7 protein-coding genes, 4 pseudogenes and 1 riboswitch are annotated in these 13,220 nt (G+C 41.4%); of the genes and pseudogenes, 6 read left to right on the top strand and 5 right to left on the bottom strand.

The genetic code is table 11. The annotated features are described in order from the left end of the window. Window positions 1-6 precede the first annotated feature (6 nt). Both hemE and nudC read right to left on the bottom strand, forming a co-directional pair. Window positions 7-1,071: a uroporphyrinogen decarboxylase gene (gene hemE / locus E3U36_RS02130; protein WP_180817500.1), complete on the bottom strand. Its 1,065-nt coding sequence runs from the start codon at window positions 1,069-1,071 to the stop codon at window positions 7-9. Window positions 1,072-1,193: 122 nt separating this feature from the next. Further along, window positions 1,194-1,511: pseudogene (gene nudC, locus E3U36_RS02125) on the bottom strand (NAD(+) diphosphatase); the annotation flags it as partial. Between the two features lie 144 nt (window positions 1,512-1,655). Beyond that, window positions 1,656-1,773, top strand: a riboswitch (TPP riboswitch). A gap of 117 nt (window positions 1,774-1,890) precedes the next feature. Here nudC and thiC point away from each other — a divergent pair. The 6 genes and pseudogenes from thiC (at window position 1,891) to thiH (ending at window position 7,350) form a co-directional block, all read left to right on the top strand. Then, window positions 1,891-3,878, top strand: a pseudogene (gene thiC, locus E3U36_RS02120) (phosphomethylpyrimidine synthase). Next, window positions 3,862-4,515: a thiamine phosphate synthase gene (gene thiE / locus E3U36_RS02115; protein WP_180816932.1), complete on the top strand. Its 654-nt coding sequence runs from the start codon at window positions 3,862-3,864 to the stop codon at window positions 4,513-4,515. Before thiC ends, thiE begins: the two are co-directional and overlap by 17 nt. Then, a pseudogene (locus E3U36_RS02110) lies at window positions 4,508-5,256 on the top strand (HesA/MoeB/ThiF family protein). Before thiE ends, E3U36_RS02110 begins: the two are co-directional and overlap by 8 nt. A 2-nt stretch (window positions 5,257-5,258) precedes the next feature. Then, window positions 5,259-5,459, top strand: coding sequence for a sulfur carrier protein ThiS (gene thiS, locus E3U36_RS02105; protein ID WP_180816931.1), 201 nt, complete (start codon window positions 5,259-5,261; stop codon window positions 5,457-5,459). Window positions 5,460-5,462: 3 nt separating this feature from the next. Continuing rightward, window positions 5,463-6,233: a thiazole synthase gene (locus E3U36_RS02100; protein ID WP_180816930.1), complete on the top strand. Its 771-nt coding sequence runs from the start codon at window positions 5,463-5,465 to the stop codon at window positions 6,231-6,233. Further along, window positions 6,230-7,350, top strand: a pseudogene (gene thiH / locus E3U36_RS02095) (2-iminoacetate synthase ThiH). Before E3U36_RS02100 ends, thiH begins: the two are co-directional and overlap by 4 nt. A 143-nt stretch (window positions 7,351-7,493) precedes the next feature. On the opposite strand, the gene E3U36_RS02090 reads toward thiH, so the two are convergent. The 3 genes from E3U36_RS02090 to rpoC all read right to left on the bottom strand — a co-directional run bounded on the left by E3U36_RS02090 (window position 7,494) and on the right by rpoC (window position 13,137). Further along, window positions 7,494-8,411 carry a polysaccharide deacetylase family protein gene (locus E3U36_RS02090; RefSeq protein ID WP_238337493.1) on the bottom strand — a complete coding sequence of 306 codons (918 nt, stop codon included), beginning with the start codon at window positions 8,409-8,411 and terminating at the stop codon, window positions 7,494-7,496. An 87-nt stretch (window positions 8,412-8,498) separates the two neighbouring features. Continuing rightward, entirely contained in the window at window positions 8,499-8,837 is a 339-nt protein-coding gene (locus tag E3U36_RS12440; protein WP_238337492.1) for a hypothetical protein, read from the bottom strand. A 73-nt stretch (window positions 8,838-8,910) separates the two neighbouring features. After that, on the bottom strand, window positions 8,911-13,137 hold the full coding sequence (rpoC, locus tag E3U36_RS02085) for a DNA-directed RNA polymerase subunit beta' (RefSeq protein WP_180816929.1): 4,227 nt from the start codon (window positions 13,135-13,137) through the stop codon (window positions 8,911-8,913). Window positions 13,138-13,220 lie beyond the last annotated feature (83 nt).

The raw sequence follows: 13,220 nt of genomic DNA, 5'->3' as shown, positions 1-13,220 counted from the left end.
CCTTACTTATTGATGATATTGCTCTGATAATTTGTGTACTGAATTAATAAAATTTTTAACATGCTCAGGTGGAATATCCTGGTGAATTCCATGACCTAAATTAAAAACATGGCCACTGCCCTGACCGAATTGCTTTAAAATTGTTTTAACCTCAAACTCCATACGTTCTTTTGATGCATATAATATAGAAGGATCCATGTTTCCCTGTAAGGCAACCTTATTTCCTACACGAGAACGAGCCTCTTCAATATCTGTCATCCAGTCGATCCCTAACGCGTCACAACCGGTCGCAGTCATTGCCTCTAACCATTGGCCACCGCCTTTAGTAAATAAGGTCACAGGGACTTTACGCCCTTCATGTTCTCGCTGTAGACCATCAATGATCTGATGCATGTAATGTAAAGAAAATTGATGGTAATCAGGCCCAGTTAATACACCACCCCAAGTATCAAAAATCATCACCGATTGAGCACCAGCCCGAATCTGAGCATTTAGATAAAGAATGACACTTTGGGCCAACTTATCCAATAATAAATGTAACGCTTTTGGCTCCGTATACATCATCTTCTTAATATGGGTAAAAGCCTTACTACTTCGCCCTTCGACCATATAAGTTGCCAATGTCCATGGGCTACCAGAAAAACCGATCAATGGTACTTTTCCTTGTAACGCCTTGCGGATAGCGCGTACAGCATTCATTACGTAAACTAATTCTTGCTCAGGATCAGGAATTGGCAGTTTCTCTATATCAGCCAAACAATCAATTGGACGCTGAAACATAGGCCCTTCTCCAGCTGAAAAATAAAGACCTAAGCCCATCGCATCAGGAATAGTAAGAATATCTGAAAACAGGATCGCCGCATCTAATGGAAAACGATGTAGTGGTTGTAATGTCACTTCACAGGCTAACTCGGTATTTTTGCACAATGAAAGAAAATCACCGGCTTGCTGACGAATTTTTCGATACTCCGGTAAATAACGACCGGCCTGGCGCATCATCCATACTGGGGTTTTATCAACTGGCTGCCGTAATAGCGCACGTAAGTAGCGATCGTTTGTTAATGCAGACATCATTAGCTCCATTAAATGGCAATTAGAAATTGCCAATTATCATCGTGTATTTGCCTTTTTCTTGTTGCTTAAATCAGCAACAACTTAGATATAGCGTGATTAATATTATTTGTATAAGTTATCATTTTGTTGCCGCAATAACCGCAATAATGGTGCGAACGATAAAACTCTGCCAGTTGAATACCGCGTCCAACTAGTTTAAATAGCCCCTCATCTTGACTGGCAATCCATCGCGGCGAACACATATCCGTTGGTGATTTTACTATAATTAACCAAATCGTTTCCGCTTGCCATTCACTAATAGGGAGTGCCTCTTTTCCTGTTAGCGACCAAAATTGGGAGGAACCTTTCGGTAAATCACCATTTGGCAACCAAATTCGACCACCAGAACTAACCACCCACCAGCCTGTTTCTGTTCCTGTTAACTTTTTTCTAATCATATAGCTCAATTCTTCTATATTTTATTGATTAGTGACTTTTGAAAATATGCCTTATTCATCAATATCAAGTGTCTATTTTGATTAACAATTGTTTGATGAAGAAGTTATCCATTGCAGTTTTCATTATCTCTCTTATATACTGACATCATCTTGTCGGAGTGCCGAGTCGGTTTAATAATACCTACAGGCTGAGACCGTTAATTCGGGATCCGCGGAACCTGATCAGGCTAATACCTGCGAAGGGAACAAGAGTAATCAACCCGCGATTTTGACTTATCAAAAGTAAACAGCGCAATTATTATACTATTACTCTCACCGAGCTCCAGACAAGCAATTTCTCTCTTACGTGAACCATTTGTAATGATTTTAGGAATTTGTTATGTCGAAAAATATTATTGCAACCAGCGATATTACCGTTACAACCAATACCACTTCACCACGAAAAGCACAACGTGAAGCGGCACAACGTTTTCTTGATAAGCTACAAAATATCAACTTTCCCAATTCAAAACGGATCTATTTAACAGGTTATCACTATAATACCCAAGTTCCTATGCGTGAAATTCAGCTTTCACCGACCTTGGTTGGCGGTACAAAAGATAAACCCTTGTTTGTAGAGAATGAGGCAATACCTGTCTATGATACTTCTGGCGCCTATGGCTATGCTGATGTAACTGTAGATATTAAGGAGGGTTTAAAAAAATGCCGCTAATACTGGATCCTCGATCGCAATGATACTGAGTTAGTTAAAAAACCAAGCTCTTATTTTACCCAACAACTACTGGCTGATGCAGGATTGAATCATCTTCGCTTCAATCACCGACCACAACCATTAAAAGCCAAAACCGGAAAACAGTCACGCAGTTGCACTATGCCCGTCAAGGGATAATCACACCTGAAATGGAATTTATTGCGATCCGCGAAAATATGGGACGCGAGCGTATCAATAGTAAGATATTAACTAAACAGCACCCAGGCCAAAGCTTTAATGCTAACCTGCCAAACAATATTACCCCTGAATTTGTTCGACAAGAAGTTGCCGCTGGACGTGCCATTATTCCAGCCAATATTAACCATCCTGAATCCGAGCCGATGATCATTGGTCGAAATTTTTTGGTGAAAGTCAATACTAATATCGGTAATTCCTAAGTAACTTCATCGATTGAAGAAGAAATTGAAAAACTAATCTGGGCGAATCACTGGGGAGCTGACACCGTGATGGATTTATCGACAGGCCGCTATATCCATGAAACGAGAGAATGGATCTTACGTAATAGCCCAGTTCCTATTGGTAAAGTGCCAATTTATCAAGCACTAGAAAAAGTCAATGGCGTGGCAGAAAATTTGAGCTGAGAAATATTTCGCGACACCTTACTTGAACAAGCCGAACAAGCCGAACAAGCCGAACAAGCCGAACAAGCCGAACAAGCCGAACAAGCCGAACAAGGCGTAGACTACTTTACCATCCACGCCGGTGTCTTACTACGCTATATACCAATGACTGCTAATCGATTGACGGGTATTGTTTCTCGCGGTGGCGCTATTATTGCCAAATGGTGCTTGTCACATCATCAAGAAAATTTTTTGTATACCCATTTCGACGAAATCTGTGCAATCTGTGCTGCTTATGATGTCTCTTTGTCCCTTGGCGATGGATTACGACCTGGCTCCTTACAAGACGCTAATGATGAAGCGCAATTTGCTGAACTATATACATTAGGCAAATTAACCAAGATAGCCTGGCAATATGATGTTCAAGTTATGATAGAAGGCCCTGGTCATATCCCAATGCAAATGATCCGCCGCAATATGACGGAAGAATTAACTCATTGCCATGAAGCGCCATTCTATACCTTAGGGCCTTTAACCACCGACATCGCACCAGGTTATGATCTCTTTACCTCTGGTATCGGTGCGGCTTTAATTGGTTGGTTTGTCTGTGCCATGCTATGTTATGTTACCCCAAAAGAGCACTTGAGTTTACCTAATAAAGAAGATGTAAAACAAGGACTTATTACCTATAAAATTGCTGCCCATGCCGCTGATCTGGCTAAAGGCCACCCTGGGGCTCAAATTCGTGATAACGCCTTATCCAAAGCCAGATTTGAGTTTCGTTGGGAAGACCACTTTAATCTGGCTCTCGATCCTACAACCGCACGTGCCTACCATGATGAAACACTACCGCAAGCCGCTGGTAAAGTCGCCCATTTTTGCTCAATGTGTGGGCCTAAATTTTGCTCCATGAAAATTTCACAAGAAGTCCGTGAGCATGCAACTCAAATGGCACAGATGTCGGTAACATTTCGCGCCCACGGTAGTGAGCTATACCACGATATGGAGACGATTTCCTATGACGAAATGGCCTGATCACTCATTTGCAACTACGAAGCATAAACTTGGCTTGTATCCAGTGGTTGATTCCGTCGAGTGGATAAGGCGCTTACTTAGCGTCGGTGTGACCACTATTCAATTAAGGATCAAAGATCGATCAGCCAGTAACCTCGAACAAGATATTCATCAGGCAATTATGCTAGGCCAGCAATATCAAGCTCGCCTATTTATTAATGACTATTGGCAATTAGCCATAAAACATGGCGCCTATGGCGTCCATTTAGGGCAAGAGGATATTAATTTCGCTGATCTGAATCGCCTACAAAAAGCAGGATTGCGCCTAGGAATTTCGACCCATAATCAACAAGAACTCATCAGAGCAAAGCAGTTAAAACCATCTTATATTGCATTAGGACATATTTTTCCTACTACTACAACATTAATGTCCTCTTCGACGCAAGGTTTAGTAACCCTAAAACAGCAGGTTAATGACACCCCAGATTATGCCACTATTGCAATAGGCGGTATCTCTTTAGCGTGTGTTCCCGAAGTGCTTGCAACTGGCGTCGGGGGTATTGCTATGGTTAGTGCGATCACCAAATCGACTAACTGGCGCAAAGTTGTTGCTCAGTTACTCTATCTCATCGAAGGTAAGGATATGATCGATGCTTGATGATGCTATTTTTATGCGCTATAGCCGTCAGCTATTACTTGAAGAAATCGGTAATAAAGGACAACAAAAATTAACAATGAGCAAAGTGCTTATTGTGGGATTGGGGGTACTGGGTTCACCGGCGGCACTTTAGTTAGCGGCGGCCGGTGTCGGCGAACTCTGGTTGACCGATAACGATACGCTACATATTTCCAACCTGCAACGACAAATTCTTTACCATACGCAGGATGTTTCTCAGCTTAAAGTCACATTAGCAGCAAAACAGCTTAATCAGCTCAATCCACAAATCAAGGTGAAAACATTTAACACCAAACAACATTATCATTCTCTCCGTCCACTTGTCCGTAATACGGATCTGGTATTGGATTGTACTGATAATATGTCAACCCGCAAGGCAATTAATGCAGCTTGTGTGGCAGAAAAAAAACCCTCATTAGTGGTAGTGCAGTAGGGTTCAATGGTCAACTGTTAGTGCTTGAACCTCCCTATAACCAAGGCTGCTATGCTTGCCTTTATACTGATACCAATGAACCCTATCAAAACTGCCGCACAGCAGGAGTTGTCGGACAGATTGTTGGCGTTATCGGTACTCTGCAAGCCTGAGAGGCGATTAAATTATTAATCAATTTACCTTCTTCTCTCAATGGAAAACTGAAATTATTCGATGGTAAACAACACAATTGGCATACCTTGAAACTTAGCAAAGCAAAAAGCTGTTTAGTTTGTGGAACCAGGAGATAAATATGCACATTATGCTAAATGATCGACTGATCGAACTTAATAGTGCGATCACAATCAGCCAATTATTTGATCATCTGAAACTTAACGCATCAGGTATTGCAATAGCAATTAATCACATCATTATTCCCCGTGAAGATTGGAACCATCACTATATTAACCACCAAGATAAGATCCTGCTATTACAGGCCATTGCCGGAGGCTAATTTATGTTAAAAATTGCTGATACTGTTTTTCAATCACGTTTATTTATTGGTAGCGGAAAATTCGCTAATTCATCATTGATGACCCAAGCTATACAAGCTTCTGGCAGTCAGTTAGTCACCATGGCGATGAAGAGGCTTGATTTAATAAATAAAAATGATGATATTTTAGCGCCATTACAAAAAATCGGTGTCAAATTATTACCTAATACTTCTGGTGCTAAAAATGCCCAAGAAGCTCTATTTGCCGTTCGTCTAGCGCGTGAAGCAGTAGCCACAAACTGGATAAAACTTGAGATCCACCCCGATACAAAATACTTATTACCCGATCCGATTGAGACGTTAAAAGCGGCTGAACTATTGGTAAAAGAAGGTTTTATTGTTTTACCTTATTGTAGTGCCGATCCTGTCTTGTGTCGGCGTTTAGAGGAGGTAGGTTGCGCTGCTGTGATGCCGCTTGGCGCACCTATCGGTACCAATAAAGGATTAATTACCTACGATTTTCTACAAATTATTATTGAACAAGCCTCGATTCCAGTTGTTGTCGATGCAGGGCTCGGAGCACCCAGTCATGCATTAGCCGCTTTGGAGATGGGAGCAGATGCTGTACTGGTAAATACCGCCATTGCCGTTGCTAATGATCCTGTTGCAATGGCTCACGCTTTTCGCATTGCCACTGAAGCAGGTGAGATAGTACAAGCGGCTGGACTCGCGGCGCAGCAGCATCAAGCGGCATCCACTAGCCCTTTAACTCAATTCCTCGAGGCATTTCAATAATGACGGCTTTTACTGAAATTTATCAGCAACTTGATTGGCAGCAACTAGCGATACAAATTAATAGCAAATCGGCTCAAGAGGTTGAAAAAGCGATTTGCTCAGACAGACCGTCCCTGAATGATTTTATGGCTCTTATTTCACCCGCTGCTTATCCCTATCTGGAAGTTATCGCTCAAAAAGCGCAAAAATTAACCCGCCAGCGCTTTGGCAATACTGTTGGTCTTTATGTACCGCTCTACCTGTCTAACCTGTGTGCTAATAATTGTACTTATTGTGGTTTTTCCATACACAACCCAATCAAACGAAAAACACTTCACGAAACAGAAATTATTGCAGAATGCGAAGCGCTACGTTCCATTGGATATAATAATCTCTTGCTGGTAACCTGTGAACATCCAAGCAAAGTGGGGATGAATTATTTGCGCCAATATATTCCATTAATTAAAAAATATTTCAGTACGCTATTGATGGAGGTTCAGCCATTAACAATTACAGAATATAGGGAACTGAAAGAAATTGGCTTAGAGGGTGTACTGGTTTACCAGGAAACTTATCATCAACCAACTTATCAGCAGCACCATTTACGGGGGAAAAAACAAGATTTTTTTTGGCGTCTAGAAACACCGGATCGCCTTGGCCAGGCCGGTATTGATAAAATCGGCTTAGGTGCACTAATCGGATTATCCGATAATTGGCGAGTTGACTATTATCTCGTCGCAAATCATCTATCTTATCTGCAAAAAAATATTGGAAAAGCCGTTACTCTATTTCTTTCCCCCGAATACGCGCTTGTATAGGGGGTATTCAGCCAGCATCAATCATCCACGAAGCAGAATTAATTCAATTAATTTGCGCTTTCCGTTTATTGGCACCAGAAGTTTAGCTTTCATTATCAACCCGTGAATCTCCTTTTTTCCGTGATAATATTATTCCACTGGTTATCAATACCCTTAGCGCTGGTTCAAAAACTCAACCCGGTGGTTATGCTGATAATCATCAAGCACTGGAGCAATTTACTGTCTATGATAATCGCAGCGCTGAAACCATGGCTAAGGTTATTATTAATGCTGGACTCCAACCCGTCTGGAAAGATTGGGATCACCATTTAGGCCGTTAATAAAACACCACCTTAATCGGTGGTGATAGCGGGTCTACTCAATCACATGGTTAATTTTTAATTCCTTGTTTCTAGCAACTACATAGAATAAAAATTTGCCTAGCTATGATCTTACCTATAGTGGTACCTACATAATGTAGTCTTTATTGATCAACAATAATGTCTTTATTAATAATTTGTTGCTCGCTATTGCCCACCATTTGGGCAAATTTTCCCATTGGATCATTCCGCAAGGCATATAATCGTTTCAATGCATACGGATTATCACCCAGTTTCACTTTACCTTGAATAGTCGTCAGTGCCAACATCATTCCAGCAGCTTTTGCCGCATTCATGACCTGTCCATTATAGGCACCAAAAGGATATGCCAAGTAACGTTGAAAGGGATTAAATGGCGCTAATACACGACGAGAATGGGCAAAATCAAGTTTTACTGTACGATAAGATCGGCTAAAAATAATCGGTTGATTTTTATTATCTAATCTATGCAGAAAATGGGAGTGAGATTGAATATCAAAGACATCGCGACTGTTTTTCAACTCATGTCTACTCATAAATTGTAAACCATTCGGATCCCATTTTTGATCATGAAATTTAATCCGCGAGGAGATAACAAAAAGCGTTGCCAGCTGCGCATGCGCTTTCAAGATTGGATAAGCATAGCGATAAACCGATTTTAAGCCATCATCAAAAGTTATACTGACTACCTTACCCGGTAAATTAATTTTTTTCTTTAAATAACCATCAACTTCATCCAAGGTAATTGTCTGATAACCAGCTTGTTTTAAGTAATCCATTTGAGCTTTAAAAGCTGTTACCGAAGTAGTTGTTGAAGTATGGCGAAATAATTTATTTTCATTATCAGGAAGTAAATGATGATAGGTGAGAATTGGGATCCCTTTATCTAATGAAACATCTTGACCATCAATAAAAGCCAGTCTACCACCAAGATCAATAATAAACCAAGAGCTCATGGATGATGAGTCAAACTCAACTTTCTTCGCTATTCGACTTAGTACTGGATAACGTAAATTGGCGGACAGAAAACCAATAAAAACCAATAACCGTGCTTTTCTCATCTGCATTTTCATAGATAGGCGTTTTTTCAGTGGTCACTAAATAGTCATAAACTGGCTGATCTAATTGTTTTAAAGTATCAGCCGGAAACTGATTTTTTTTGCCTCAAAAGCTTGTTGCTGAGTAATATAGCCAACACTATTACCAAAATGAAAACGGTAAAAATTATTTTTCGCCGGTTGCATAAGTAAAACCGAATTTTTCAATAACCAACCAGCTAGCCGTATTTTTCCTCCCACTACCGCATAAATCACACTATCCTGGCTAATTTTCATTGGTTTGTTGAGATCAACATCAAGACGTTTTTCTAACAATGGAACCATGCTGTTTTCAGCATACAGTGGAAAACTGAGAAAAAAAGAAATAAAAATACTCAATATATATAAAGTAATAAAACGACAGCGTGTCATTATTTAATTTTCTCCATAATATAGCTATAAAAATGCCCTCGTTATGAGGGCATTTTTTACAGATCAAGATGCATTACTCATGGTCTCGGTTACCAAAACCCGCATTTAGCAATTCTGCCAAATTAGCCGTTGCCTCATCAGCGCTAACTTGTGATGATTCAACAGGTTCATTAACCATATGACGACGACGCATCCGATCTTGATGATATGCATAGCCTGTACCGGCAGGAATTAGACGACCAACAATGACGTTCTCCTTCAAACCACGAAGTTCATCACGTTTTCCAGCCACCGCAGCTTCGGTAAGCACACGTGTTGTTTCCTGGAATGACGCTGCTGAGATAAAGGACTCTGTCGCCAGAGACGCCTTGGTAATACCTAGCAGATCACGACTGAAGGTAGCAGGCACTTTTCCATCTTGCTCTAATTTACGATTCGCTACTTTAACGCGTGCATACTCTACTTGTTCACCTTCCAAGAATTCAGAGCTACCAGCATCAACAATTGTTACTTTACGTAACATCTGACGAACGATAACTTCAATATGCTTATCGTTAATTTTAACGCCTTGTAGACGATAAACTTCCTGGACTTCATTGGTGATATAACGAGCAACAGCATGCGCTCCACGCAAACGTAAAATATCATGCGGTGATTCCGGGCCATCAGAAATCACATCACCACGCTCAACTCGCTCACCTTCAAAGACATTAAGCTGACGCCATTTAGGGATCATTTCTTCGTATGCATCATCACCATCTATCGGTGTGATAACTAGGCGACGCTTACCTTTAGTTTCCTTACCAAAAGAAATAATACCGCTAATTTCAGCCAAAATAGCTGGCTCTTTTGGTCGACGTGCTTCGAATAGATCAGCAACCCGTGGTAAACCACCAGTAATATCCTTAGTACCGCCCGATTCTTGTGGAATACGAGCTAAGGTATCACCAATATTAATTGTTGCACCATCATCCAATTGAACAATCGCTTTACCAGGCAAGAAATATTGCGCTGGCATATCAGTACCCGGAATTAATACATCATTGCCTTTCGCATCAGCAACACGCAATGCAGGACGCAAATCTTTACTACCCGCAGTACGCTCAGCTGTATCGAGCACAACAATTGATGATAAACCCGTTAGTTCATCTGTCTGACGTATAATAGATTGTCCATCTGCCATATCAGAGAAACGAATAATACCCGCAACTTCACTGATAACCGGCATAGTATGTGGATCCCAGTTAGCAACGGTTTCACCACCATTAACGCCATCACCATCACCTTTATTCAGGTGTGCACCGTAAGGAACTTTATAGCTTTCTTTGGTTCGACCAAATTCATCTACCACTCGCAATTCTGTATTACGAGAAGTGATAACCAAGTGACCTTCAGAATTTGTTACAAACTTAGCATTAACTAGTTTGATATTACCTTTGTTACGTACCTGAATACTCGATTCCGCAGCAGCACGTGATGCCGCACCACCAATATGGAATGTACGCATGGTCAACTGTGTGCCAGGCTCACCGATTGATTGAGCAGCAATAACACCAACAGCTTCACCTTTATTGATGATATGACCCCGCGCTAAATCACGTCCATAACATTTCGCACAAACACCGAAGTCAGTTTCACAACTTACAACAGAGCGTACTTTTACGCTATCAACAGAGTTAGCTTCCAGTTCATCACACCATTTTTCACTTAATAAGGCGTTACGCGGTATTAAAATGTCCGCTGTACCAGGTACTAATATATCTTCCGCGGTGACTCGACCCAAGACACGTTCGCGTAAAGGTTCTTTAACGTCACCACCTTCAATAACTGGTGTCATTAAAATACCGTCGTGGGTACCACAATCATCCTCAGTGACAACCAGATCTTGTGCAACATCAACTAAACGACGGGTTAAATAACCTGAGTTTGCTGTTTTCAAGGCGGTATCGGCTAGACCTTTACGTGCACCGTGAGTTGAAATGAAGTATTGTAATACGTTCAAACCTTCACGGAAGTTAGCGGTGATCGGTGTCTCGATAATTGAACCATCTGGCTTCGCCATCAAACCACGCATACCCGCTAACTGACGGATCTGTGCGGCAGAACCACGTGCTCCAGAGTCAGCCATCATAAAGATGCTGTTAAACGAAACTTGTTGTTCGTCTTGGCCATCACGGTTAACAACGGTTTCTGTGGATAAATTCTCCATCATCGCTTTTGCGACACGCTCATTAGCCGCAGCCCAAATGTCAATAACTTTGTTATAACGTTCGCCCGCAGTAACCAGACCTGATTGGAACTGTTCTTGAATTTCAGCAACCTCAGCTTCAGCTTCAGCAATAATACTGGCTTTCTTCTCCGGTATTACCATATCATCAATACCAACAGAAGCACCAGAACGAGCTGCATAAGCAAAACCGGTGTACATGATCTGGTCGGCAAAGATAACGGTTGGTTTTAAACCTAAAACACGGTAACAAGTATTAAGCATTTTAGAAATTGCTTTTTTACCCAACGGCTGATTAACCAATGAGTATGGCAGGCCTTTAGGTACAATCATCCATAAGATAGCGCGACCAATTGTGGTATCAACTAACTGAGTTGCAACCTCAACATTACCTTCACCATCACGTACTTCTTCTGTAATACGGACTTTAACGCGAGCATGTAATGATGCTAAGCCTGCACGGTAAACCAGCTCAGCTTCTTTCGGGCCAGACAATACCATGCCTTCACCTTCAGCATTTACACAATCACGTGTCATATAATACAAACCAAGTACCACGTCTTGAGAAGGTACTATGATAGGTTCACCACTGGCTGGCGACAAAATATTATTTGTCGACATCATTAAGGCACGCGCTTCTAACTGCGCTTCTAAAGTTAACGGGACGTGAACAGCCATCTGGTCACCGTCAAAGTCAGCGTTATAAGCAGCACATACAAGTGGGTGTAATTGGATTGCTTTACCTTCAATCAAAATAGGCTCAAACGCCTGAATACCAAGACGATGCAGCGTTGGAGCACGGTTTAACATCACCGGATGTTCACGAATCACTTCATCGAGAATATCCCAGACGACAGCTTCTTCACGCTCAACCATCTTCTTGGCTGCTTTGATCGTTGTCGCTAATCCACGTAATTCCAATTTACCATAAATAAATGGCTTAAATAATTCTAATGCCATTCTCTTCGGCAAACCACATTGGTGCAGGCGAAGATAAGGACCAACCGTGATAACAGAACGACCTGAGTAATCAACACGCTTACCCAGTAAGTTCTGACGGAAACGACCTTGCTTACCTTTGATCATATCGGCCAAAGATTTCAGCGGACGTTTATTCGAACCAGTAATCGCACGTCCACGACGTCCATTCTCCAGCAGTGCGTCAACCGCTTCTTGTAGCATTCGTTTTTCATTACGTACAATGATATCAGGCGCAGCCAAATCCAATAGACGCTTTAAACGATTGTTACGGTTAATAACGCGACGATATAAATCATTTAAATCAGAAGTTGCAAAGCGACCACCATCTAGCGGAACAAGAGGACGCAAATCCGGCGGTAATACCGGTAGTACATTCAGGATCATCCACTCAGGCTTATTACCAGACTGAATAAACGCTTCTAGCAGTTTGATACGCTTAGTCAATTTCTTCCGCTTAGTTTCAGAGTTAGTTGTATTTAACTCTTCACGTAGCACTTCACACTCTTGCTTCAAATCGAGATTTTTTAGCAAAGATTGGATAGCTTCTGCACCCATTTTAGCGTCAAATTCATCACCAAACTCTTCCAAAGCATCAAGATATTGCTCTTCAGTCAAGATTTGTCCACGCTCTAAGCTTGTCATACCCCCTTCGACCACAACATAAGATTCGAAGTAGAGTACCCGCTCAATATCACGCAAAGGCATATCAAGTAACAAACCAATACGTGACGGTAATGATTTTAAAAACCAGATATGTGCTGTCGGTGAAGCCAACTCAATATGACCCATACGTTCACGACGCACTTTAGTCTGAGTAACCTCAACACCACATTTCTCACAAATCACACCTCGGTGTTTTAATCGTTTATATTTACCACACAAACATTCATAATCTTTAACTGGCCCGAAAATACGTGCACAGAAAAGACCATCACGCTCAGGTTTGAACGTACGGTAGTTAATAGTTTCTGGCTTTTTCACTTCACCAAATGACCATGAACGGATCATATCTGGAGAGGCCAGAGCAATCTTGATCGAATCAAACTCTTCTGTTTTAGTCTGTGCTTTCAGAAACTTTAATAAGTCTTTCACGGAATGGCTCCTGTCGGAGTTAAACCTGCTAGGAAGCGGTTTTAACCACTTCCTCCTAAACCCAGTGTAACAATTTATAAAGC

The sequence above is a fragment of the Arsenophonus endosymbiont of Aphis craccivora genome, from assembly GCF_013460135.1.
GTDB classification, from domain to species: domain Bacteria; phylum Pseudomonadota; class Gammaproteobacteria; order Enterobacterales; family Enterobacteriaceae; genus Arsenophonus; species Arsenophonus nilaparvatae.
Note: the sequence above shows the minus strand (reverse complement) of the source record. Positions and strands in the feature narration are given on the sequence as shown.

Bases quoted from the DNA above. Each gene is read 5' to 3' on its own strand.
- hemE (WP_180817500.1), bottom strand. From the start codon at position 1,071: ATGTCTGCATTAACAAACGATCGCTACTTACGTGCGCTATTACGGCAG.
- thiE (WP_180816932.1), top strand. From the start codon at position 3,862: ATGACGAAATGGCCTGATCACTCATTTGCAACTACGAAGCATAAACTT.
- thiS (WP_180816931.1), top strand. From the start codon at position 5,259: ATGCACATTATGCTAAATGATCGACTGATCGAACTTAATAGTGCGATC.
- E3U36_RS02100 (WP_180816930.1), top strand. From the start codon at position 5,463: ATGTTAAAAATTGCTGATACTGTTTTTCAATCACGTTTATTTATTGGT.
- E3U36_RS12440 (WP_238337492.1), bottom strand. From the start codon at position 8,837: ATGACACGCTGTCGTTTTATTACTTTATATATATTGAGTATTTTTATT.